General features: G+C 67.0%; 22 protein-coding genes and 2 tRNA genes. 15 read left to right on the top strand and 9 right to left on the bottom strand.

What is annotated here, in order from left to right; genetic code table 11:
* Positions 1 to 160 precede the first annotated feature (160 nt).
* A complete protein-coding gene (locus tag AC1DYD_RS09800) occupies positions 161 to 751 on the top strand; it encodes a TetR/AcrR family transcriptional regulator (RefSeq protein WP_478172543.1) in 591 nt (196 codons plus the stop codon).
* Here the strand turns inward: AC1DYD_RS09800 and AC1DYD_RS09795 are convergent.
* Positions 695 to 1,279, bottom strand: a complete 585-nt coding sequence (locus AC1DYD_RS09795) for a MarR family winged helix-turn-helix transcriptional regulator (protein WP_478172542.1) — start codon at positions 1,277 to 1,279, stop codon at positions 695 to 697. The genes AC1DYD_RS09800 and AC1DYD_RS09795 overlap by 57 nt on opposite strands.
* Before the next feature lie 106 nt (positions 1,280 to 1,385).
* Here AC1DYD_RS09795 and AC1DYD_RS09790 point away from each other — a divergent pair, with 106 nt between their 5' ends.
* From AC1DYD_RS09790 to AC1DYD_RS09755, 8 genes are all read left to right on the top strand, one after another.
* Complete coding sequence (locus tag AC1DYD_RS09790) at positions 1,386 to 2,411, top strand: ABC transporter substrate-binding protein (protein WP_478172541.1); 1,026 nt, start codon at positions 1,386 to 1,388, stop codon at positions 2,409 to 2,411.
* Positions 2,412 to 2,441: 30 nt separating this feature from the next.
* Positions 2,442 to 3,530: an ABC transporter ATP-binding protein gene (locus tag AC1DYD_RS09785; RefSeq protein ID WP_478172540.1), complete on the top strand. Its 1,089-nt coding sequence runs from the start codon at positions 2,442 to 2,444 to the stop codon at positions 3,528 to 3,530.
* Positions 3,527 to 4,378 (top strand): ABC transporter permease, encoded by an 852-nt coding sequence (locus AC1DYD_RS09780; protein ID WP_478172539.1) that lies wholly within the window; start codon positions 3,527 to 3,529, stop codon positions 4,376 to 4,378. The genes AC1DYD_RS09785 and AC1DYD_RS09780 overlap by 4 nt, the downstream gene beginning before the upstream one ends.
* Positions 4,375 to 5,166, top strand: coding sequence for an ABC transporter permease (locus tag AC1DYD_RS09775; RefSeq protein WP_478172538.1), 792 nt, complete (start codon positions 4,375 to 4,377; stop codon positions 5,164 to 5,166). Before AC1DYD_RS09780 ends, AC1DYD_RS09775 begins: the two co-directional genes overlap by 4 nt.
* A 15-nt stretch (positions 5,167 to 5,181) precedes the next feature.
* Positions 5,182 to 6,003, top strand: a complete 822-nt coding sequence (locus AC1DYD_RS09770; protein WP_478172537.1) for a polysaccharide deacetylase family protein — start codon at positions 5,182 to 5,184, stop codon at positions 6,001 to 6,003.
* On the top strand, positions 6,000 to 6,755 hold the full coding sequence (locus tag AC1DYD_RS09765) for an SDR family NAD(P)-dependent oxidoreductase (protein ID WP_478172536.1): 756 nt from the start codon (positions 6,000 to 6,002) through the stop codon (positions 6,753 to 6,755). Before AC1DYD_RS09770 ends, AC1DYD_RS09765 begins: the two co-directional genes overlap by 4 nt.
* Positions 6,756 to 6,770: 15 nt before the next feature.
* Complete coding sequence (locus tag AC1DYD_RS09760) at positions 6,771 to 7,523, top strand: SDR family NAD(P)-dependent oxidoreductase (protein WP_478172535.1); 753 nt, start codon at positions 6,771 to 6,773, stop codon at positions 7,521 to 7,523.
* Positions 7,524 to 7,814: 291 nt separating this feature from the next.
* Positions 7,815 to 9,191: an amidase gene (locus tag AC1DYD_RS09755; RefSeq protein WP_478172534.1), complete on the top strand. Its 1,377-nt coding sequence runs from the start codon at positions 7,815 to 7,817 to the stop codon at positions 9,189 to 9,191.
* Positions 9,192 to 9,411: 220 nt separating this feature from the next.
* Here the strand turns inward: AC1DYD_RS09755 and AC1DYD_RS09750 are convergent, their stop codons facing one another.
* The 4 genes from AC1DYD_RS09750 to bktB all read right to left on the bottom strand — a co-directional run bounded on the left by AC1DYD_RS09750 (position 9,412) and on the right by bktB (position 13,694).
* Positions 9,412 to 10,215: a TSUP family transporter gene (locus AC1DYD_RS09750; protein ID WP_478172533.1), complete on the bottom strand. Its 804-nt coding sequence runs from the start codon at positions 10,213 to 10,215 to the stop codon at positions 9,412 to 9,414.
* Positions 10,216 to 10,569: 354 nt separating this feature from the next.
* Positions 10,570 to 10,860 carry a 2TM domain-containing protein gene (locus tag AC1DYD_RS09745; RefSeq protein ID WP_478172532.1) on the bottom strand — a complete coding sequence of 97 codons (291 nt, stop codon included), beginning with the start codon at positions 10,858 to 10,860 and terminating at the stop codon, positions 10,570 to 10,572.
* Between the two features lie 1,509 nt (positions 10,861 to 12,369).
* Positions 12,370 to 12,445: transfer RNA gene (locus tag AC1DYD_RS09740), tRNA-Lys, on the bottom strand.
* 67 nt (positions 12,446 to 12,512) lie between these two features.
* Entirely contained in the window at positions 12,513 to 13,694 is a 1,182-nt protein-coding gene (bktB, locus tag AC1DYD_RS09735) for a beta-ketothiolase BktB (RefSeq protein ID WP_478172531.1), read from the bottom strand.
* Positions 13,695 to 13,792: 98 nt separating this feature from the next.
* Here bktB and AC1DYD_RS09730 point away from each other — a divergent pair, with 98 nt between their 5' ends.
* The 5 genes from AC1DYD_RS09730 (at position 13,793) to AC1DYD_RS09710 (ending at position 18,506) form a co-directional block, all read left to right on the top strand.
* Positions 13,793 to 14,503: an SDR family NAD(P)-dependent oxidoreductase gene (locus tag AC1DYD_RS09730; RefSeq protein ID WP_478172530.1), complete on the top strand. Its 711-nt coding sequence runs from the start codon at positions 13,793 to 13,795 to the stop codon at positions 14,501 to 14,503.
* A 162-nt stretch (positions 14,504 to 14,665) separates the two neighbouring features.
* The gene (locus tag AC1DYD_RS09725; RefSeq protein WP_478172529.1) at positions 14,666 to 16,240 is read left to right on the top strand and encodes an arylsulfatase; all 1,575 of its coding nucleotides are present in this window, start codon (positions 14,666 to 14,668) and stop codon (positions 16,238 to 16,240) included.
* Between the two features lie 125 nt (positions 16,241 to 16,365).
* Positions 16,366 to 17,751 (top strand): DUF1254 domain-containing protein, encoded by a 1,386-nt coding sequence (locus AC1DYD_RS09720; protein WP_478172528.1) that lies wholly within the window; start codon positions 16,366 to 16,368, stop codon positions 17,749 to 17,751.
* A gap of 16 nt (positions 17,752 to 17,767) precedes the next feature.
* Positions 17,768 to 18,403 (top strand): MarC family protein, encoded by a 636-nt coding sequence (locus AC1DYD_RS09715; protein ID WP_478172527.1) that lies wholly within the window; start codon positions 17,768 to 17,770, stop codon positions 18,401 to 18,403.
* Positions 18,375 to 18,506: a hypothetical protein gene (locus AC1DYD_RS09710; RefSeq protein ID WP_478172622.1), complete on the top strand. Its 132-nt coding sequence runs from the start codon at positions 18,375 to 18,377 to the stop codon at positions 18,504 to 18,506. The genes AC1DYD_RS09715 and AC1DYD_RS09710 overlap by 29 nt, the downstream gene beginning before the upstream one ends.
* A 92-nt stretch (positions 18,507 to 18,598) precedes the next feature.
* Here AC1DYD_RS09710 and AC1DYD_RS09705 read toward each other — a convergent pair.
* Positions 18,599 to 18,674: transfer RNA gene (locus tag AC1DYD_RS09705), tRNA-Ala, on the bottom strand.
* Positions 18,675 to 18,769: 95 nt separating this feature from the next.
* Between AC1DYD_RS09705 and AC1DYD_RS09700 the strand changes: the two genes are divergently transcribed.
* Positions 18,770 to 19,636, top strand: a complete 867-nt coding sequence (locus AC1DYD_RS09700; RefSeq protein WP_478172526.1) for an alpha/beta hydrolase — start codon at positions 18,770 to 18,772, stop codon at positions 19,634 to 19,636.
* 184 nt (positions 19,637 to 19,820) lie between these two features.
* Here AC1DYD_RS09700 and AC1DYD_RS09695 read toward each other — a convergent pair whose 3' ends face one another.
* The 3 genes from AC1DYD_RS09695 to AC1DYD_RS09685 form a co-directional block, all read right to left on the bottom strand.
* On the bottom strand, positions 19,821 to 20,798 hold the full coding sequence (locus tag AC1DYD_RS09695; RefSeq protein ID WP_478172525.1) for a GMP reductase: 978 nt from the start codon (positions 20,796 to 20,798) through the stop codon (positions 19,821 to 19,823).
* 214 nt (positions 20,799 to 21,012) lie between these two features.
* The gene (locus tag AC1DYD_RS09690) at positions 21,013 to 22,026 is read right to left on the bottom strand and encodes a Bug family tripartite tricarboxylate transporter substrate binding protein (RefSeq protein WP_478172524.1); all 1,014 of its coding nucleotides are present in this window, start codon (positions 22,024 to 22,026) and stop codon (positions 21,013 to 21,015) included.
* Positions 22,027 to 22,059: 33 nt separating this feature from the next.
* Positions 22,060 to 23,241 carry a M20 family metallopeptidase gene (locus AC1DYD_RS09685; RefSeq protein ID WP_478172523.1) on the bottom strand — a complete coding sequence of 394 codons (1,182 nt, stop codon included), beginning with the start codon at positions 23,239 to 23,241 and terminating at the stop codon, positions 22,060 to 22,062.
* Positions 23,242 to 23,312 lie beyond the last annotated feature (71 nt).

The following is a 23,312-nucleotide window of genomic DNA, read 5'->3' as shown; positions in this document are numbered from 1 at the left end:
GCTCGAAAAATTCTAGGAACAACCGACGCTTCGGGTGTTCGGGTTCCGGTGCAAGGAGGCCAGGATCAAACCTTCCCCGACTTCTCCCCCGAGGAGGAAGCCGCGCCAGTCGCGCGCGCTCCACACTTCGCAGGCCCTGCAGGAGGCCTTTGTTCGGCTTTTGGTCGAGCGCGGCTACGCGGGCATCACGATCCGCGAGATCGTGCTGGTGGCCGGCACCGGCCTCGGCAGCTTCTACGAGTACTTTGCCAGCAAGGAGGACCTGGCGCGCGTCTGCCTGCACCTGCGCTCCAAGGCGCTGCTGCTGGCGATCCAGGATGCCGTCGCGCAGCACACGGGCCGCCCGTTGCGCGAGATCGTCGACGCGCTCATCGACTCGCAGATCGAGGCCCACCGCGAGCGGCCGGCGGAGTGGGGCGCGCACTATCTGCTCGAACGCCACCTGTCGGGCGCCGATGCCTATCGCAAGATGTACGAGCGCTTCGTCGACGCTTGGTCCGATGCGCTGGCTGCCGCCTCGGACCTGCCCGCGGGAGCTGCGCTGCGGGACGCTGCGCGGGTGTGCCAGACCGTGATGTACGGACTGGTCTCGCACGTCCACATCAGCGCCGTCGGCGCGCCCGACCTGCAGGCCCTGTCGCGGCAGACCCGTACTGCCATCAACGCCTACCTGGAGGCCGTGCGCCCGGCGCCGTCAGGCGGGCTCGGGGCCCAGTTCGGGATCGTTCCCGACCATCATCAGGCTCAGTAGCTGCGACAGCGCTTCTCGCTGCTGGGTGTCGAACATGCGCAGCAGGTGAAGCTCCGCGGCAGCGTGCTTGGGCATCGCCTCGTCGACCAGGCGCTGGCCTTTCAGGCTCAGCTTGACCTGCACGCCGCGTCCATCCTTCGGGTCCGTCGAGCGCTTGATCAGGCCTTCGTGCTCGAGGCGCTTCAACAGGTTCGACAGGCCGCCGGAGGTGAACAACAGGGTCGCCTGCAGGCGCGAGGGAGACAGGCGATAGGGCGGCCCCGACACCCGCAGCGTCGCCAGCACCGCGTATTCCTGGTACTTCAAGCCGAAGGGCTGCAGTGCGGTGTTGATGGTCCGCAGCACGACCTCTTCGAGGCGCAGCAGACGGCCGACCACCGCCTTGCCGCTGCTGTCGAGGTCGGGGCGCTCGCTGCGCCACTGCCGGATGCCCCGCCCGACCAGGTCGTCCTCGACGGCATGGCCTTTCACCGGGACCGGCAGCGCGGCGACGGCTGCGGGCTTCGGTGCTTCATTTGCGTGCTTCATCGACTGGTTCTCCAAGGTTTTGCCTCGCGATCTTAAATGCCTTGCATTTATCTTTTGCGAAAGATAAAGTGCCATCGTCCGTTGCTTGTCCTCATCAGGAGCTTCCATGAACCCCAAGTTCTCACGTTGTCTGGCTGCCGGTCTCGCCGCCGCGCTCATGTCGTGCGCCGCACAGGCCGAAGAGTTGGTGATCGGCATCTTCGGCGGATCGTTCGCGGACGATTCGAAGGCCTGCCACATTGCCGCCTTCGAGAAGAAGACCGGCGCCAAGGTGGCCCTGAAGCTCGGCAGTTCCTCGCAGTTCGCCGCCTCGATCCGGGCCACGGCAGGAAAGTCCGATTTCGACATCGTCTACATCGACAACGCGCTGGCCGCGCAGCTCAAGAACGAGAAGCTGCTGGAGGTGATCGACAAGACCCGGCTGGCCAATGCCGGCGAGGTGTCCGCCAAGGCCTTCGACAAGGACGGCCAGTACGTGGTCTTCATGACCGGCGCCACCGTGATCGTCTACGACACCCAGCAGATCAAGACGCCGCCGACCTCGTGGGCCGACCTGTCGAAGCCGGAGTACGCCGGGAAGCTGGCCATCGGCGACATCAGCGGCACCTCGGGCTCGCAGTTGCTGATGGCGCTCAACCGCGCCAAGGGCGGCACGCTCGGCAACATGGATGCGGGCTTCGAGGCCGTCAAGCCGCTGGCCAAGTCGTCGGTGACGCTCTACACGCAGGCCGACCAGATCGTGTCGCTGTTCGAACGCCAGGAAATCGCGATCGCCGTCTGGTACCCGGACCGTGCGGGCTCCGCCATCGACAAGGGCCTGCCCCTGGCGGTGGTCTATCCCAAGGAAGGCGCGGTGGGCATCCTGCCGGCGCTGGTGATCCCGAAGGGCGCCAGGTCGCCGGCGCTGGCGCTCAAGTACATCGACGAGGTGTTGTCCAAGGAGGGGCAGACCTGCTTCGCCGAGCGCAAGTACGCGGGACCGGTCAACTCCCGAGTCGTGCTCAGCGACAAGGCCGCGAAGATCGTTCCCTACAAGGACACCTTCGACAACCTGTGGCTGCCCGACCCGGAGGCGGTGGCGAAGTCGCTGCCGGACTGGACCAAGCGCTGGCAGCGTGAAGTCGCGCGCTGACGCCTCGAACGCGCCGACACAGGACCCGCCATGCCAGCACTCACGCTCGAGCGTCTCGAAAAGCGCTATCCAGGGCACACGGCCGCCGCTTCGATTTCGCTGGCCGTCAAGGACGGCGAGTTCATTTCCCTGCTCGGCCCTTCCGGCTGCGGCAAGACGACGGTGCTGCGGATGGTGGCGGGCCTGATCCAGCCGACCAGCGGCCGCATCCTGATCGACGGCAGGGACGTGACGCAGGTGCCGACCAACAAGCGCCAGATCGGGCTGGTCTTCCAGTCCTACGCGCTGTTCCCGCACATGAGCGTGTTCGACAACGTCGCCTTCGGCCTCCGGCGCCAGGGCATCGAGGGCAGCGAGCTGAAGCAGCGCGTGGCGCAGGCGCTGGCGAGCGTGCGGCTGGCGTCGTATGGCGACCGGATGCCGCGGCAGCTTTCCGGCGGCCAGCAGCAGCGCGTCGCCGTGGCGCGCTCCATCGCGCCGCGCCCGAGCATTCTGCTGTTCGACGAGCCCTTGTCGAATCTCGATGCATCTCTGCGCGACGAGATGCAGATCGAGCTCAAGCGCCTGCAGCGCGAGGTGGGCATCACGACCCTGTTCGTGACCCATGACCAGGGCGAGGCGATGTCGATGTCCGACCGCGTCTGCGTGCTTGCGCACGGCGTGGTGCAGCAGTTCGCGACGCCGGAGGAGATCTATCACCGCCCTGCCACCGGCTTCGTCGCGGGCTTCATCGGTCGCCCCAATCGCCTGTCCGGTCGTCTGCTGCGCGCGGCCGGCCAGGCGGCGTCGGTACGGATACAGGACGGTCCGGTGCTGGCGGTCGCATCCGCCGACGGCCTCGACGACGGTGCGGCCGTGGATGTGGTCGTGCGCCAGGAAGACCTGCGCTTCGTCGGCCCGCAGGACGGCGCCTCGACCGCCATCGAGGGCCGCATCGCGCTGCGTTCCTTCGTCGGCTCGCGCGTCCAGTACGTGGTCGCGCTGGGCGGCGTCGAGGTGATCGCCGAAGCACCGACCAACGGCGCCTACGCAGGGCTGGAGGTGGGCATGGCCGTCCGCATCGCGGTCGAGCCGGAACATGTCTATGTCAACGCGGCACGGGCGCTGGAGGCCGCATGAGCCAAGGGAAGCTCCCGGGTTTCCTGCTGGTCTCGCCGCTGCTGCTGGTCTTGCTGCTGGTGTTCGTGGCGCCCGTCGTGCTGATGGCGCCGTTGAGCCTGCATGAATACGTGCCGGGCACCGGCATCTCGGCCCACTGGACCCTGGCCAACTACACCAGCATCCTGACCGACGCGTACTACCGCGAGGTGGTGCTCCGCACCCTGGTGCTCGGCTTCGGTGTCACCGCGATCTGCCTCGTGATGGGCTACCCGCTGGCCTGCTACATCGCCAACGCCGGACCGGCGATGCGGCTGACCCTGACGATGCTGGTGATCTTCCCGATGCTGTTGAACCTGGTGGTGCGCTCCTTCGGCTGGATCGCGTTGCTCGCCAACCGCGGCCTGGTCAACAACCTGCTGATCGACATCGGCCTGATCGAACGGCCGATCAAGATGATGTTCAATCTCTTCGGGCTGCTGGTCGGCATGTCCCACATCTTCCTGCCCTTCATGGTGCTGATGCTGGTGCCCGCCATCCAGGCCATCTCCAAGGACGTCCAGGCGGCGGCCTACACCCTGGCCGCGAGCCGCGCGCGGGTGTTCTGGTCGGTCACGCTGCCGATGAGCGCGCCGGGCATCCTGTCGGGCTCGATTCTGGTCTTCGTGCTGACCATCAGCGCGCTCGTGACCCCGCGCATGCTCGGCGGGCCGACCTACAAGGTGATGGCCACGCTGATCTACGACGACTTCCTGCAGACGCTCGACTGGCCCGCCGGCGCCGCGATGTCGTTCACCCTGACGGGACTGACGCTGCTGGTCATCGCACTGTCGAGCCGGGTGCTCAGGCGCTGGGGAGGCACGTCATGAACGAAGCGCGTGGACCAGGGCGCGGGCTGGCCGCTGCAGCCATCGGCGTCGTGGTGTTCCTGCAGATTCCCGTGCTGGTCGTGGTGCTCGCGGCCTTCAGCAAGACGGCCTATCTGACGATTCCCCCCAAGGGCCTGACGCTGCACTGGTTCGAGGTGGTGCTGCGCGACCCCGAGTACCTGAGCGCCGCCTGGACCAGCCTCTGGCTGGCCGCCGGGTCGACGGCCGCGGCACTGGTGCTGGGCCTGATCGCGGCCTACGCGATCCATCGGCGCCTGGTACCGGCCGCCGGCGCGCTGACCTCGCTCTTCATGGCGCCTCTGATCCTGCCTTCCGTGGTGCTCGGCGTGGCCTTGCTTCAGTACTACACGCTCACCGGCATGCGCGGCAATTCGCTCGGGCTCTGGCTGGCTCACGTCGTCATCACGGTGCCCTACGTGGTGCGCGCGAGCCTGTCGAGCCTGTCCTCGGTGGACGAGGCGCTCGAAGACGCGGCCCGCGTGCTCGGCGCCGGCGGCTTCGCCAGTTTCCGCCTGGTCACCTTCCCGCTGGTCAAGCCGGGGCTGGTGGCCGGCGGGCTGTTCGCCTTCATCACCTCGCTCGACAACGTGCCCGTCTCGGTCTTTCTGCTGTCGGCCAGCCAGACGACGCTGCCCGTGAAGATCTTCACGTCGGTGGAGCAGGGCGTCGATCCCAGCGTCGCGGCGGTCTCGACCCTGCTCATCGTGAGCACCGGCATCGTGCTGCTGCTGGCCGAGCGTTGGACCGGCTTCCACAAACACGTGTGATTCAAGGAGTTCCCCATGCCCGTGACCAGCAGAGGCTTCCCTCTGATGCTGACCTTCGATCTGGATGCCGAGACCATGTGGACGGGGCGCGATCCCGCGAATGCCGAGCGGCCGATCCTCATGTCGCAAGGCGCCTATGGCTGGAAGGTGGGCATGCCGCGCGTGCTCGCGCTGCTCGAGCGCTACGACCTCCAGGCGACCTTCTTCATTCCCGGCGAGGTCGCCGAGCGGCAGCCGGACCTGGTGCGCGAAGTGATCGCCAAGGGCCACGAGGTGGCGCATCACAGCTACAGCCATCGCTGGATCGTGAATCTCAGCCCGGAAGAAGAGCGCGAGGAAATGCGCCGTGGCATGGAGGTGCTCACCGCACTCACCGGCAGTCGCCCGCGCGGCTGGCGCTCGCCGGCGGCGGAGTTCAGCAGCATCACGCTCGACCTGATCCAGGAATACGGCTTCGACTATTCGTCGAACTTCTTCGACGACGATTCGCCGTACCTGCTGGAAATCGGCGGCGAGCGCACCGACATCGTCGAGTTGCCGTTTCGCTGGGTGCTCGACGACGCGCCCTTCTTCCAGTATTCGATCGTGCTGCCGGGGCGCACCCTGCAGGCGCCGTCGGCCGTGCTCGAAGCCTGGAAGAGCGAATTCGACGTCCTGTATGCCGAGGGCCGCATGATGATGGTCGGCATGCACCCGGAGATCATCGGGCAGCCGTCGCGCATCAAGGTGCTCGAAGGCCTGATCGAGCACGCGCTCGCGCACGCCGACGTCTGGATCGATCGCTGCGACAGGATCTCGGACGACATGCGTCCACGGCTGCAGGCGGCTGCGCGATGAGCCCCGTACCACCGACGCGTTTTCTGGTCAGCGGCGCGGCCAGCGGAATCGGCCTGGCCGTGGCGCGGCTGGCGGTGGCACGCGGTGCGCGCTGCGGCCTGCTGGATCGGGATGAGGCGGCGCTGGCATCGGTGTCGCAGGCATTGGGCGAGGCCGTGTGGCCGATCGTCTGCGATGTCGCCGATGCGGCTGCCGTGAACGCCGCGGTCGAGGAGGCGGCGAGATGGCTGGGTGGGATCGACGCCGTGGTGAATTCCGCCGGCGTCGATTCGCGCATGCCGCTCGAGCAGCTGGAGGATGCAGACTGGGCGCGCACGCTGGCGGTCAATCTCACCGGGCCGATGCTGGTCTGCCGCGCCGCATTGCCGCATCTGCGCCGTGCCGGTGGCGGCACGATCGTCAACGTGTCGTCGGCGGCCGGCCTCAGTCCGCTGCTGCATCGCACGGCCTATTGCGCCGCGAAGGCCGGCGTCATCATGTTCGGCAAGGCCCTGGCGATCGAGGCGGCCGCCGACGGCATCCGGGTGAACGCGGTGTGCCCGGGGGCGGTCGACACGCCGCTGTTTCGCTCCAGCTACGAGAGCAGCGACGATCCCGAGCGCGAGCTGGATGCGATCCGCCAGCGCTATGCCATGCGCCGCATCGCGGCGCCGGAGGAGCTGGCCGAGGCCGTGCTGTATCTGAGCGGCCCCGGATCCAGCTACATCACCGGCACCGCGCTGGCCGTCGATGGCGGCCGTACCTTCCACTGAGTGCCGGGCCGCCGCATGAAATTCGACCACAGGGTCGCCGTCGTCACCGGGGGTGGCCAGGGCATCGGCGCCGCCGCGGTGCTGGACTTCCTGGCCCACGGCGCCCGGGTGGCCGTGCTGGATCTCGACTGTGCGCCATTGGCGCAGCAACTTTCTGCCGTTCCCGGCGCGGCCGGCCGCTGCATCTGCGTGTCGGGGGATTGCACCGATCCGAAGGTCGTGTCGGCATTCTTCGATCGTGCCGAGTCCGGCTGGGGGCCGGTCGACATCCTGTTCAACAACGTCGGGCAAAGCGCGCGCGAACGCGGCGGCCCCTTCGCCGAATCGGAAGAATCGACCTGGCGCTTCGTGCTCGAGGTCTCGCTGCTGACGGCGATGCGCGCGTCGCGACGTGTCGCGGCGGGGATGCGTGACCGCGGCTTTGGCCGGATCGTCAACATGAGCACCGATGCGGCCTTCGTCGGCGACGTGGGGCTGGCGGACTACGCGGCAGCCAAGATGGGCGTGGTCGGCTTTACCCGCTCGCTGGCGCGAGAGCTGGCGCCGCACGGCGTCACGGTCAATGCGGTCTGTCCCGGTGCGATTCGCACCCGCGCGCACGACCGGCTCCAGCCCGAGGTGCTGGCCAGGATCGTGGCCGATACCCCCGCCGGCTTCATCGGGTCACCCGAAGACGTGGCTGCCGCGGTCAGTTTCCTTGCGGGCGACGACGCCCGTTTCATCACCGGCCAGACGCTGCTGATCGACGGCGGCCGATGGATGGTGTAGGGCCTATTCACACTATGTCCGGGGATCGCGTTGCCGTACCAAGGGGCTGGATGCAAGGCGCGCGTGCGCAGCAAGGCTTTGGCCTTGCAAGCGCGTGCAACGCCGCAGACGGCCCCTTGGCACGGCAACCCGAAGGGAAGGCATGCCAGGACGGGCCACTCGGCGTTGCGCTCCTTGCATGTGCCAACGCACATGCCGCGTCGCGCGCCTTGATTGGCCCGTCCTGGCATGCCTTCGCGACCCCGGACATAGTGTGAATAGGCCCTCGTCCCTGTTCACGGAGGATCGACAATGGATTTGATGGACCGCAGCGCCCGGGAGCTGGCTTCCCTCATCAGGCGCAAGGAGGTGTCCCCGGTGGAAGTCGTGCGGGCGGCACTCGATCGCATCGATGCCCGCAGCGACCTCAATGCCTTCATCACCGTGACCGGCGAACAGGCGATGGCAGCGGCGCGCAAGGCGGAGGCCGAAGTCATGGCCGGTGGCGTGCTGCCGCCGTTGCATGGCATTCCCTATTCGGTCAAGGACCTGACGGCGACGGCGGGGGTGCGCACCACCATGGGCTCGGCGATCTACGAGGACTTCGTCCCGAAGGAGGACGCCGTGGCGGTTGCGCGGGCCAAGGCCGCGGGCGCGATCCTGATCGGCAAGACCACCACGCCGGAGTTCGGTCACAAGCCCGTCGCAACGGCGCCGATCTTCGGCCGCACGCTGAACCCGATCGATCCGCGCTACACGCCGGGCGCGTCGAGCAGCGGGGCCGCCGTGGCCGTCGCCGCCGGCATGGGGCCGCTGGCCTTGGGAACCGATGGCGGCGGCTCGATCCGCATCCCGTCATCGTGCTGCGGCATCGTCGGCCTGAAGCCCACCCTCGGCGTGGTGCCGCATCTCCAGGCGCCCGACCTGTTCTCGGTGAATTCCTATGTCGGACCGATGGCGCGCGACGCGGCGGACACGGCGCTTCTGTTCGACGTGATCCGCGGCTTCGATTCCCGCGATCCCTACGGGCAGGGCTCGACGCCACCGGGGCGGCCGGCGCCGCTCACCCTGAGCGGCGTGAAGGTGGCGTGGCTTCCCACGGCTGGCAATCGGGTCGACCCCGAGGTGGCGCGCATCACCGAGGCCGCCGTGCGGGCGATGGAGCGGGAAGGCGCCATCGTCGAAACCGTCGAGCTCGACTTCGTGGCCCTGGAGCGGCACTTCCTGGTGGTCCTGCAGTCGATGCTGGCCGCCCGCGTGGGCGCCCATCTCGAACGCTTCGGTGCGCGCCTGGACCCGACCTTGATCGACACGGTGCGCAAAGGTCGCCAGCTCGGCGCGGTGGCGCTCAACGAAGCGGGCTTCGCCAGAACGCAATGTTTCGCCAGGCTTCAGGCACTCTTCGAGAGCTTCGACCTGCTGGTGTCGCCCACGCTGTCCGCGCCGCCGCTGCCGATCGACATGGACGTCAGCGGCGAGATCGAGATCGCCGGAAAGCCGGCAGGCACGGTTCGCGGCGCCTGGTATCCCTACACCTATCCGATGAACCTGACGGGGCATCCCGCGCTGTCGATGCCCTGTGGCCGCAGCTCGATCGGACTTCCGATCGGTCTTCAACTGGCCGGCCGCTGGCACGACGACCACTATCTGCTCGGGATCGCCGCGCTGCTTGAATCACGGCGCGCATGAAAGAAAAGGTCGCCCCCCGTGTGCGGCTTTGTTCGGTTGTGTCACGAAGGCTTAATTCTGGTGGGGTACCCTTCACGCAGACAGTCTGCCGGCGCTGGTAGAGGTTGCTTCGGCGCCCGCCCCTAGAGGGCGGTTCCTCGATGCCGGCGACTGTCGCGATGCCAAGAGGTGCGATGTCACTTTTGCAGGCACGGCGTGGCATCGTGCGGAAGAACTTCCGTCACACCAAGACGACCTTGAGCAACAGCCCCAGCCCGGAGACGCCCAGTGCGACGAGAGTGATGTTGCGATAGCCCACATCGCCCGTCCTCCTGTAGATGGCGATGCCCAATGCGTTTCCGAGCAGCGCCAATGGCAACGCCGGTAGAAAAATCATCCAGAACGGACGATCGAACAGGTGAGGCCGCGCGGCAGCCAGAAGCGTCAGGCCAACGAACTGCATCCACAGGATGAAGGTTTGCGTCAGCGCGCGGCTTTCTTCCTTGTTGACCCCCACCAGGCCGTTCCACACGACCAAAGCCGAGCCGGGAAAGGCCGAGAAGCCGCCGACGACGCCGCCCACGGCGCCGACAAGAAACGAGCGCTTCAGACTGGGCGCGCTGCTCTTCAGCCGCAGCGTCGCGGGTTTGAGCAACGACCATGTCGAATACGCCATGAGCAACAGGCCAAGCGATACCGTCAAGTCGCGGGGGCCAAAGGCGTAGAGGATCGTCAGTCCGACGGGCATGCCGGCCATGCCGCCGGCGAGGTAGGGGGCAACTCCGGCGCGCCAGTTCCGCAGGCCGACATGGCGGCGGATTTCGCTCCAAAGACTGCCGACGCTGAAAGCCTGCGTCAGCAGAGACAACCCCATCAGGACGGCCACGCCGAGTTGTGGAGGCAGGACCATCAGGCTCAGGGCGCCGATGGCCGAGAAGCCAAAGCCAGACAAGCCACTGAAGACTGCCGCCGCCGCGTAAATCGCGGCAAGGGCGAGCATGAATGGCAGACCGCCGGCGCTCGAGAAGTCGGGAAGGACGTGCATAGTGCGCTACCAGATCAGAGCGCGCTGGCTTTTCGGCTGGCAGCGTGCCGACGGTGCGCGGTCATCGTCCGCAGATCGTCGAAGCGCAAAGCCACGAGAGGGGCCCACCAGCACCAGCGCTCGCCCGGTCAGTCACCCACCGGAAGCCATTATTTACACGCGCGCCCCGCAGGGACACGCCTCGGCCGCGAGGCCCTCCTCAAATGTGTGGAGGCCACTTGGATCTTGAAAAGAACAAGATTCACTTCAAGCGCAGATTCCGAAACGCTCGGGGCTTTGAGCATGGGGGCGGCTCGCCACCAAAGCCGGGCGCCCAGGGCCACCGCCGATAGTCGGCCGGCTACGGTCGACCCATCACCGACGGTCACCGCCCCGCAGCGATTTGCGCTCGCGCTCAAGCAGCCGGTCGTAGAGGCCCCCGCCCGGCGCGACAAGGAATACCGCCGCGCCGTGTATCAGGAGGCCCAGGCCCCAGCCGAGGAGTGGATACACATACCAGTTCTGCCCGCGCGAGGTAGCCAGGAGAATGAGGAGCAGGTTCACCAGAACGTACACGAACGCATGGATGTACCAGCCCATCTTGGCGCTCGCGCGACGGCGAGCAAGTCGCTCCAGAGGGTCATGGTCGGCGGAGGCGTTTTTCATGGTGCGACCTCATAGGGGGAAGCATATTCCTCAAGTGGAACAGGTTTCGGCACCACATGGCTTTCAATTGGCACCCTCGAGGCGCCCGGGGCTTGCTCAGCGCGGGTCGGCTGAGGCCCGAGACGCCGATCGAGGCTCTTGCCCTCCGCCTCGGTTCCCGGGATGCGCTCAAGGCGCCTAACATCTATTGCATCGAATGGAGCGACGAGCGCAGAGGGCCAGCCGAGACGAACCAAGTGGCCGAGCAAGTCAACGAGACCGCCATGAATACCGATTCGCCAACGCCGTCCGAACTGGGTCCACCGCCACCGCCACCCAGTTCGCCGCCGCAAGAATCTTCGCCGACCCCGGCCGACCGACAGGGCTTCGAACCGTTCGGCTATACGGAGCGGAACTGAGAGGGAAGGGTCCTCACGGCTCTATCCCGAAGCGGTTGCGCGACCCATCGCAGGCCTGATCGCCAGTGTTACGTTCGGGAACATTTATGGGGTGCACGATGTCCAACCGGAGTTGGCTATCGGGAGCCGACCGTGGCGAGAAGCGTATTGTTCGTATACGAGGGCTATCAATTTTTCTGCTCGGCAGAGCGTCTGGGCCGTGCCTTGTACCGGCCGGTCCTCGTGCGCAGGCTTCCTTGGCCCAGCGAAGGGCGAGTGTCTTTGCTGAGTGACTCCGATACCTGTCGAACCGAGGCGGAAGCAATCCGGCACGCTGAAGCGCAAGCCATGAAGTGGGTTCACGCTCGTACGGCCCATTTGCCAGTGCTGGTTTGAAGCGAGCAAGGGTCATCGGCTCAGGCCTCCTCGGACCGGCCATATCCCGGACCGCAACGACGTGCCTCATTGGTCTAGTCCAACGAGGCGTTCCGGTACTCAGCCAACGCTGTGCGGCGGAACTCACCCACCGGAATGAGCTTGTCATCCAATTTCGGAAAGTGAGTGCGGATGTGGGGCCCTTCCCGAACCCAACATCCCCTGGATGCCCCGCCATAGAACGAAGTGAGGTAGGCAACGCGATAGGGGGTGACGCATCCGTCTTGGGCATCGGTCAACTGCAGGGGTTGATTGCCGTCCGTCACGAACAGGACTTGAGGCTCCAAGTCGCAGCCAAGAACCAGTGTGCAACCTGCGACCACTGCCGCGACAGAAGTTGTCTTCATGTCGCCCCCCTGTCGATGTCGGGTAAAGATTGATTGAGCGCTTTGGTGCGACAGTCGTCAACCCTCAAGCTGATGGGACCACGTAGCCGGCGATAGTCGGGAACTTCCGGTCAACCTGGCCGCGCACTGACAAGGCGAGGCTGCCGCAACTCGCAACGGTTGGGGAGGCGTGGGCGCGCGGGAGTCGGGCGGGGGAGCCCGGACACTGCGCCGGGTTTGTCGTTTCGGGAGGGCTGCATTTGGGCAAGTTGCCTACAGATTGCCGACAGGCAACGAAACAACAACAGGAAAGAAAAAAGCCTGCTACCGATTTGATAGCAGGCTTTCTAGTGCCCATGCGGGCTTGTTGGTGGTGGGCCCTGAGTGACTCGAACACTCGACCTACGGATTAAGAGTCCGCTGCTCTACCAACTGAGCTAAGAGCCCCTGAGGAACGACAGCTTTGTCGTTTCAGGCAATCCTACGATTATAGCCACAACTTTGGCGGCTTTCCTCAGGTCCGTTCAAAAATGCAGGCGATCCCCTGGCCGCCGCCGATGCACATGGTCACCAGCGCGTAGCGGCCCTGGATGCGCTCCAGCTCGTACAGCGCCTTGACCGTGATCAGCGCGCCCGTGGCGCCGACCGGGTGGCCCAGCGAGATGCCCGAGCCGTTCGGATTGACCTTGGCCGGGTCCAGGCCCAGGTCCTGGGTCACGGCGCAGGCCTGGGCCGCGAAGGCCTCGTTGGCCTCGACCACGTCCATGTCGGAGGCCTTCAGGCCCGCCTTCTCGAGCGCCTTGCGCGAGGCCGGCACCGGGCCGATGCCCATGTAGGCCGGATCCACGCCCGCGAAGGCGTAGGCCACGATGCGCGCCAGCGGCTTCAGGCCGCGCCGCGCGGCTTCTTCCTTCTCCATCAGCACCACGGCCGCGGCCGCGTCGTTGACGCCCGAGGCATTGCCCGCGGTCACGGTGCCGTTCTCCTTCAGGAAGGCCGGCTTGAGCTTGCTCATGTCCTCGATCTTGGCGTCGTGGCGCACGTGCTCGTCGGTGTCGAAGTAGGTGGTGCCCTTGCGGCTCTCGAGCGGCACCGGAACGATCTGCGTCTTGAAGTAGCCGCCCTCGATCGCCTTCTGGGCGCGCTGGTGGCTGGTCAACGCGGTCTGGTCCTGGGTCTCGCGGCTGATGCCCCACTTCTTGGCGATGTTCTCGGCCGTGATGCCCATGTGGATGGTCTGGAAGGGGTCGTGCAGCGCGCCGAGCATCATGTCGACCATCTTGCTGTCGCCCATGCGGGCGCCCCAGCGCGCCGTGAGCGAGGCGAAGGGCGCTCGGCTCATGCTTTCGGCGCCGCCGCCGACCGCCACCTTGGCGTCGCCGAGCTGGATGCTCTGTGCCGCGCTGACGATGGCCTGCAGCCCCGAGCCGCAGAGGCGGTTGACGGTGAACGCGGGCGTCTCCTGGGCGCAGCCGCCCTCGATCGCGGCCACGCGGGCCATGTACATGTCGCGCGGCTCGGTGTTGATGACGTGGCCGAAGACCACGTGTTCAACATCCTTGCCGTCGACCTTGGCGCGCGCCAGCGCTTCCTTGGTGACCAGCGCGGCAAGCCGGGTGGGCGGCACGTCCTTGAGGCTTCCGCCGAAGGTCCCGATGGCGGTGCGAACGCCGCTGACGACAACCACTTCCTTCATGACTTTCTCCTTAGCAAACGAAGTGCCGATGATGCCAGCCCGGCCGCCGCGCGGGTGACGCCGGCGTTACCATTCCTGTCCCAACCAGGAGCCTTTCGATGGTCGAAGCCGTTCTTCCCCGTCATGTGGTGGTCACGGGCGCCGCCGGTGCGCTGGGGCGTGCCGTGGTGCAGCAGTTCCTCGACGAGGGCGCACGCCTGGCCCTGATCGACCATCGGCTGGAGCACCTGGCCGGCACCTTCCCGGGGCTGGACAACGCGCAGCACCTGCTGCTCGAGGCCGACGTCAGTTCGCTGGAATCCATGGCCGCGGCCGGCCAGCGGGTGCTCGGCGCCTTCGGCGGGCAGGTCGACGCCCTGGTGCACATCGCCGGCGGCTTCGAGATGGGCGAGCCGGTGCACGCCCTGAGCCGCGCGGCCTGGGACCGCATGATGAACCTCAACGCCTGGTCCTTCGTCGCCGTGACGCAGGCGCTGGTGCCCGCGATGATCGCGCGCAAGGCCGGCCGGGTGGTCGCGGTCTCCGCCAAGACCGCCGCCCGCGGCGCCGCCGCCATGGCCGCCTATATCGCCTCGAAGAGTGCGCTGCAGCGCCTGGTCGAGGCCTCGGCGGCCGAGCTGGCGCCGCACGGCATCGCGGTCAACAGCATCGCGCCCAGCGTGCTCGACACGCCGGCCAACCGGCAAGCCATGCCGGCTGCCAACCCGGGCCAGTGGGTGCCGACCGCGGTGGCGGCACAGACCGTGGCCTTCCTGGCCTCGCCGGCCGCCGCCGCGCTGCACGGGCAGCACCTCACGCTCGACGCCTGAGCGGCGCATGCCCCGGTGCCGGGCGGACTTGCACCAAAGGGCAAGCGGCACGGCACCTTGGGACAAGTGCACTTTTTTTCCGGGATGCGCATGCTGTGGGCTCCTTCCGGCGCCCGGCATCGTCGCCCGCGCCTGTACGCAACCCCCAACCAGGAGTCCGCCATGGCGTCCAAGAAGCCCGCTGCCAGTCCATCCGGTGCCAAGAAGCCCAACATCCTCGTGATCTGGGGCGACGACATCGGCATCGCCAATCTCAGTTGCTATACGCATGGCCTGATGGGCTACCAGACGCCGAACATCGATCGCCTGGCCTGGGAGGGGATGAAGTTCACGGATTCCTACGGCGAGCAGTCCTGCACCGCGGGCCGCTCGTCGTTCATCACGGGCCAGAGCGTCTACCGCACCGGCCTTTCGAAGGTTGGCATTCCGGCGGCCCCGATCGGCATGAACACGGAGCTCGTCACGATCGCGGCGCTGCTCAAGAACCAGGGCTATGCCACCGGCCAGTTCGGCAAGAACCACCTGGGCGATCGCAACCAGCATCTGCCCACCAACCACGGCTTCGACGAGTTCTACGGCAACCTCTATCACCTGAATGCCGAGGAAGAGCCGGAGATGTACGACTACTACCCGGACAAGGACTTCCCCAACTTCAAGAAGAACTTCGGCCCGCGCGGCGTGGTCCACTCCTATGCTACCGATGTCGACGACCCGACCGAGGAGCCGCGCTGGGGTCGCGTCGGCAAGCAGAAGATCGAGGACACCGGTCCGCTCACCACGAAGCGCATGGAGACCTGCGACGACGACTTCGCTGCCGAGGCCAAGAAGTTCATCGGCAAGCAGCATGAGGCCGGCAAGCCCTTTTTCGTCTGGCTCAACTTCACCCACATGCACATGTTCACGCACACCAAGAAGGAGAGCCTGGGCCAGGCCGGGCGCTGGCAGTCGCCCTACCACGACACGATGATCGACCACGACAAGAACGTGGGCGAGATGCTCGACTACCTCGACGAGCTCGGCATCAGCGAAGACACCTTCGTGATGTATTCGACCGACAACGGGCCGCACATGAACAGCTGGCCCGACGGCGCGATGACGCCCTTCCGCAGCGAGAAGAACACCAACTGGGAAGGCGCCTTCCGCGTTCCGATGGTGGTGCGCTGGCCGGGCCATGTTCCCGCCGGCAGCGTGTCGAACGGCATCGTGCAGCACCACGACTGGCTGCCGACTTTTCTCGAAATGGCGGGCGAGCCCGACATCGTCGAGAAGGTCAAGAAAGGCGTGACCGCGATCGGGCGCAAATACAAGAACCACATCGACGGCTTCAGCCTGCTGGCGCACATCACGGGCAAGGAGAAGGAGAGCCCGCGCAAGCTCTTCGTCTATATCAGCGACGACGGCGACATCCTCGGCCTGCGCTACGACAACTGGAAGGTGGTCTTCATGGAGCAGCGCTTGGCCGGCACGCTGGGCGTCTGGGCCGAGCCCTTCGTACGCCTGCGGCTGCCGAAGATATTCAACCTGCGAACCGATCCGTTCGAGCGCGCCGACATCACCTCCAACTCCTACTACGAGTGGTTCATCTACCACGCGTACATCCTGTACGGCGCCTATGCGATCGCCGACAAATTCGCGGCCACCTTCAAGGAGTTCCCGCCGGTGCAGAAGCCCAACACCTTCACGATCGACGACGCGCTGGCGAAGATGGCGGAAGCCTCGGCCGGTGGCGCGAACTGAGTGCCGGCCGTCGACACCGGGCCGATGCCATGCGCCGGGCCAATCCGCAGCGGGGCCTTGGCGGCCGGGCCGGCCCGAGCCTCCAGCGAGGCCGGATCGAGTGCATGCCACTCCAGGAGATCGCCATGCCGCAGGCAGTTCCGGGGCCCGACCACGAGACCCGGCTCAGCGACGATTACGTGCGCCTGGTGGCGCGCGATGCCTTCTTCTGGGCCTGGCCGATCGTCAACGTGTACAACCGCCGCGTCGCCTTCGGACGCCTGCCGCATCCGATGCTGCTGGGCGGCGTGCTGCCGGTCGGGCCGAACAACAGCCTGACCATGCTGAGCGACTACGTCGATCCGGCCGAGCGCGCGGTGGCCTGCCCGAACCAGGACGTGGTGTACGGCAATGGCATCGTCGCGCTGGACCGGTCGCCGATGGTGCTGCAGGTGCCCGATTTCGGCGATCGCTTCTGGGTCTTCCAGGTGGTGGATTCGCGCACCGACAGCTTCGCCGAGCTGGGCAGCATGTACGGCACGGCGCCCGGCTTTTATCTGCTGGTCGGGCCGAACTGGATCGGCACGGTGCCGCCGGGGATTCGCCGCGTGTTCGTCTCGCAGACCGGCACCGGGGTGGTGATCCCGCGGGTGTTCCGCGACGACACGGCGCAAGACCTGCAGGCGGTGCAGTCGGTCATCAACCGGATCGGCCTCTACCCGGTGGCCGAGTTCGACGGCCGGATGAAGATCACCGACTGGCGCAAGCTCCCGGTGCGGCCGAGCGCGGCGGATCCCGGGGACGCGGAGACGCGCTGGGTGCCGCCGGAGAATTTCCTGCAGGACCTGCCCGCCGCGCTGGCCGATGCGAGGCCCTTGCCGGGCGAATCGGCGCGCTATGCGCAGGTGCTGGCGGTGGCGGCTGCGGCTGCGAGGGATGCGCGCCTCAAGCAGGTCTTCGAGCAGGCGGTGGCGGCGGCCGAACGGGAACTGGTCGAGCCGCTGTTCGAGTTCCGAAACTACGGGCGGCCGTTGCCGCACCACTGGTCGACGATTTCGAATGGCGCCTGCTTTGGCGCCGACTACTTCACGCGCACGGCGGTTGCCAAGTCGAACATCTTCGTCAACAAGCCCAACGAGACGCAGTACTACTACCAGGACCTGGACCGGGACGGCATGCGCCTGCGCGGCACGGCGCGCTACACCCTGACTTTCGCGCAGGGGGCGCTGCCGCCGGTCAAGGGCTTCTGGTCGCTGACGCTCTACAACGGCCACCATTTCTTCGAGCCCAACGCACTCGGGCGCTACGCGGTGGGGACGAAGAGCCGGGCGCTGCGCTTCGCCGCCGATGGCTCGTTGACGATCCATGTGCAGTCGACGTCGCCGGGCGCCGAGAACGAAAGCAACTGGCTGCCGGCACCGGCCGGGAACGCCAGCGAGTTCTCGCTCTACATCCGCGCCTACTGGCCGGAGCCCGCGGCGATGGAAGGCCGCTGGACGCCGCCGGCGGTGGTTCGCGCCGAGCGCGAGTAGCGCCGGAGAGGCCGCCATGTACGAGACCAATTCGCTTCTGGGCCTGGGCGGCATCTTCACCGTGTTGTTCGTCACGCTCGGGCCCCTCAAGATCATCGGACCCTTCGCCAGGCTCACCCACGGTCTCGACGAGAAGCTGCTGCGCGGGATCGCCCTGCGCACCTTCGTCATCGCCCTGGCCGCGGCGGTCCTGGGTGCCTTCATCGGGCTCTTGTTGCTCCGGAACTGGGACATCCCGGTCCCTGCGCTGCTGCTGACCGGCGGCCTGATCTTCTTCGTCGTCGGCATGCGCATGGTGCTGGCACAGTACCAGCCGGCCGCCGCGCCGCCGGCGGACCTCCCGGCCTCGCCCATCGCGGCGGCGATGCGCATCACCTTTCCGACCGTGGTCACGCCCTACGGGATCTCGGCGCTGATCGTGCTGGTGGCCAACAGCCACAGCGCCGGGCGCACGCTGGCCATCCTGGCGATGCTGGCCTTCGTGATGCTCCTGAACCTGCTCGCCATGCTCTGCGCGCGCCGCCTGATCGGCGGGGCCGCGGCCATGGTGCTGGAGATCCTGGGGGCGGTGCTGGGGGTGCTTCAGGTGGCCCTGGCGGTGAGCATCATCTTTGTTGCATTGCGTGAATTGGGACCCTTGCACGCCGGATGACAACGCGTGGGTCGATCCGGGGGCGCAGTCCGTGGGCCTGGCCGACCAGGACGCGCCGCAGCCCGCGGTGCGGCTGGGCGAGGGGCCGCCGCTGGTGCCCTGAGGGCGCCAGGAGGATCAGGTTGCACGGAAGAGGGGTTTCATACGGGGCAATGGGGCCAAATGGACCCGGAACCCGCATGAATGCTGAAAAGTTGGTGGAGAGGATGAGGATCGAACTCACGACCTCCGCATTGCGAACGCGGCGCTCTCCCAGCTGAGCTACCCCCCCAACGCAAGTTGAATTCTAACCAGAACCGGCGCCCGTTTGCACGACCGCGTGGCCGTGCCAAGATGCGCGCCTCGCAAACCCTGGAGCTTGAACCGATGGCCTCGTACGATCCCGCCTGGCTGGACCGCATGTACAACAATCGCGCGTTGGTGCCGGACCATCCCGCCTATTTCGAACGCTGGGCGGCGGATTCCGCCGCGACCCGCGGCGCGCTGCCTTGCCAGCTCGACCTGCGCTATGGCGACGGGCCGGCCGAGACCCTGGACGTGTTCCCGGCGCTGGCGCCGGATGCGCCGGTGCTGGTGTTCATCCATGGCGGCTACTGGCGCTCGCTCGACAAGAGCCAGCATTCCTTCATCGTCCGCGCCTTCCGCGACCGCGGCGTCTGCGTCGTGCTGCCGAACTATGCGCTGTGCCCGGGGACGCCCGAGCAGCCGGTCGGCATCGAGGACATCGCGTTGCAGATGGTGCGCGCGCTGGCATGGACCTGGCGCCACATCGCGGCGCACGGTGGGGATCCGTCGCGGATCACGGTCGCGGGCCATTCGGCCGGCGGGCACCTGGCGGCGATGCTGCTGGGCTGCGACTGGAAATCGGTGGCGCCGGACCTGCCCGCGCAGCTGGTGCGCAACGCGCTGTCGATCTCGGGCGTGCACGATCTGCGGCCTCTTCAGCACGCGCCCTTCATCGCCGACGTACTGCGCCTGACGGACGCATCGGCGCGGCGGCTGAGCCCGGCGCTGTGGCCGGCACCGGCGCACGGCCGGCTCTGGGCGGTCGCCGGTGGCGACGAGAGCGAGGAGTTCAAGCGCCAGAACGCGCTGATCCGCGACGCCTGGGGCGCGCGCACGGTGCCGGTGTGCGAACTGATGCCGGGGCGCCACCATTTCAGCATCCTGGACGCGCTGGCCGATCCGGCGCATCGGCTGCACCGGCTCGCGGTGCAACTGCTCGAGGCCTGAGGGGACCAGGCCGGCGCCGGGCCGCCCCAAGGCGGCCTGCGGCCCCCTCGGGGGGCAGCGACCCACACGAAGTGGGGAAGCGTGGGGGCGATCCAGGCCGGCGCCGGGCCGCCCCAAGGCGGCCTGCGGCCCCCTCGGGGGGCAGCGACCCACACGAAGTGGGGGAGCGTGGGGGCCTCGTGACCTACATCAGCAGGTGTTCGCCGGCGTTGTCCCCACCGAGCATGACATAGTTGACCTTGCGGATGTCCATCAGCTTGCGGCCGCCCGCGTAGCTGATGGAGCTCTGGATGTCCTGTTCCATCTCGATCAGCGTGTCGGCCAGCTGGCCCTTGATCGGCTCCAGGATGCGCTTGCCTTCGACGTGCTTGTACTCGCCCTTGTTGAAGTCGCTGGCCGAGCCGTAGTACTCCTTGAAGAGGGCGCCGTCGACCTCGACGGTCCTGCCGGGCGACTCTTCATGGCCCGCGAACAGCGAGCCGATCATCACCATCGAGGCGCCGAAGCGGATGCTCTTGGCGATGTCGCCGTGGTCGCGGATGCCGCCGTCGGCGATGATCGGCTTGGTCGCCACGCGCGCGCACCACTTGAGCGCGGACAGCTGCCAGCCGCCGGTGCCGAAGCCGGTCTTGAGCTTGGTGATGCAGACCTTGCCCGGGCCGATGCCGACCTTGGTCGCATCGGCGCCCCAGTTCTCGAGGTCGATCACGGCCTCGGGCGTGCCGACATTGCCCGCGATCACGAAGGCCTTGGGCAGCTTCTTCTTGAGGTAGCCGATCATGTTCTTCACGCCGTCGGCATGGCCGTGCGCGATGTCGATCGTGATGTATTCGGGCTCGAGGCCGGCGGCGACCATCTGGTCGACCGTGTCGTAATCGGGCTTCTTGACCCCCAGCGAGATCGAGGCGAACACGCCCTGGGCGTGCATGTCCTTGACGAACTTGAGGTTGTCGAGGTCGAAGCGGTGCATGACGTAGAAGTAGCCGTTCTTCGCCAGCCAGGTGCAGATGGTCTCGTCGACCACCGTCTTCATGTTGGCGGGCACCGTCGGGATGCGGAAACTGCGGCCGCCCAGCGTGACGCTGGCGTCGCATTCCGAGCGGCTTTCCACCACGCATTTGCGGGGCAGCAAGAGGATGTTGTCGTAGTCGAAGATTTGCATGAGATTCCAAGCTCCTTAGTAGGTCGCCGCCGAAAGATTGCGATGGCGATGGGGCGCTTGGCTTGGAGACCGGATCTGCGGGCGCGCCGTGGCGGCGCGGCCGTTCCCTGCTGTGCGCAGGCGCAAAAAAACCGGACGTCAAGAAACTTGGGCCCGGTGACTGATTCTACCCGTTCGCCCGACCCTTGCATGCGAAGGGGCCGGGCGTCAGGGGCTATTCGGGGCGCACGTTGGCTCGCCGCACCACTTCACCGTAGGCGACGAGTCGGTCGGACATCATCTGTTCGAGTGCCTGCGGCGTCATTGCTTCCGGAGGGATCACGCCGCGCGACTTGAGCGCGTCGATCATGGCCGGTTGTGTCGCCGCGCTGCGGATGGCCTTGTGAATCGCCTGCACCACGGCCTGTGGCGTGTGGGCGGGTGCGGCGATGCCGGTCCAGGACGTCTGGTTGAGCGTCGGGTGGCCGAGTTCGGCGAAGGTCGGCACGTCCGGCAGTTGCGCGATTCGCGTCGGCGATGCCACGGCCAACGCGCGCAGTTTGCCAGCCTGGATGTGGGGCAGGAAGATCACGAGGTTGTCGAGCGCGAACTGGACTTCGTTGCCGAGCACCGCCGTGATCAGCGGCGAGCCGCCGCGGTACGGGACGTGTACCGCCTGCGTGCCCAGCGCCAGCTGTATCATTTCCACGTTCAGTTGACCCATGCTGCCAGCACCCGCGCTGCAGAAATTGAGCTGGCCCGGACGTGCCTTCACGTAGGCGACGAACTCCGCGAAGTTTCGCACCGGCAGGCTGGGATGCACCAGCAACACGTTCGGCTGGCGGCCCAGCAGGGCGATGTTGTCGAAATCCTTGATGGGGTCGTAGGCCAGGTTGGGCTGGACCAGCGGATTGGCCAGGTGGCTGCTTTGAGACGACACAACCAGTGTGTGGCCGTCGGGCTTGGCACGCGCCACGAACTGCGCGCCGATGGAGCCGCCAGCGCCGGGCTTGTTGTCGATGACGATGGGCACCCCCAGCAGTTGACTCAGGGGTTCGGCAAATTGGCGCGCCATCACGTCCACGGATCCTCCGGGAGGGAAGGGGACAACGAGTGTGATCGGACGTGAAGGGTATTGGGGATTGGCCGAGGAAGGCAAGGCGGACAGGGCGGCGAGGCCCAGGCCGGTGCCCAGGATCCGGCGCCGGGTCAAGGCAGGCCAGGCGGCGTCGAGGCGGCGGTGTTTCATGGGGTTGCTCCAGACAATGGGGGGCCGCGCGGGTCAGCGCAGTGCCAGGATGGTTCGCGCGAGCGCCTGAGCGCGCGGCACGAAGGTGCTCAGATCGCAGAACTCGCGTTCGCTGTGCGGATAGCCGCCCACCGGGCCCAGCGCGCACAGCGTCGGGATGCCCATGGAGGAGGTGATGCCGCTGTCTGCCGCACCGCCGGTGAATTCGCCGTCGACCGAGAAACCCGAGCGCATGGCGCAGTGCTGGTAGAGCTGCAGCAAGGCCTCCGGCGTGCGGACCATCGGCAGCGTGCCGGTCTGCCTGACGATGCGACCGTGCGTGCGCGGAAGGGATTCGGCTTCGATGATCGTCTTCACATCGCCCAGCAGCGCTTCCAAGTCGGTGTCGGCGGTGTAGCGCAGATCGAGCTGTGCCCGTGCCCGGGGTGCGATGACATTGGCTGCCATGCCGCCTTCGACGAAGCCCACGTTCAGCAGCACGCCGGGTTGCGAGTCGGTCAGCGCATGCAAGGCGAGCGTCTTGTGCGCCAGGGCGGCGATGGCGCTGGCTCCTTGGGTCGGATTCACGCCGGCATGCGCGGCGACGCCGAGGACCTCGAATTCAATGTTGTAGGAACCCTTGCGCGCCGTCACCACGTTGCCGCTGATGCGCCCCGGCTCCGCGTTCAGGACCGCCCGGGCGCCTTTCGCCACCTGGCGGATCAACGCGCGCGACGCGGGAGAGCCGACCTCCTCGTCGCACGAGAAGAACAGTTGCAACGGGCTCGGGTGGCCGCCGAAGCGCGCGAATGCCTCGGCGACGAAGGCGTTCATGACCAAGCCCGATTTCATGTCGGCCACGCCCGGCCCGTAGGCACGGCCCCCGTCCGAGCGCCACGGGCGGCTCGCGGCGGTGCCGATGGGGAAGACCGTGTCCATGTGGCCCAGCAGGAGGACATGGCCCTTGTCGGCGTCCAGTTCCTGCGGCAGGCGGGCGTGGAGACAGCAGCCGTAGCCGGGCAGTTCGATCGTCTGGACCTGCATGCCCGCCGCCTCCAGCCGCTTGGCCAGGGCGGCCGCCACCCGATGAATGCCCTCGATGTGGCCGCTGCCGCTGTCGATGTCCACGATCTGCTGGAACAGTGCCAGCATGGGCTCGTGCTGCGCCGCCAGCCAGTCCGTCACCTGGGCGTCGATGGCGGCCGCGCGCGCATCGTCCCGCGCCTGAATGTGCATGCATGCTCCCCTGAAATGAAATTGTCAGCCATGATATTTTTATGAAACGTTCATTGCAATGACTTGCATAC

The organism is Variovorax sp. P4_B11, from assembly GCF_056402355.1.
The sequence above is the reverse complement of the archived record's forward strand: the minus strand, read 5'-3'. Positions and strand labels throughout refer to the sequence as shown.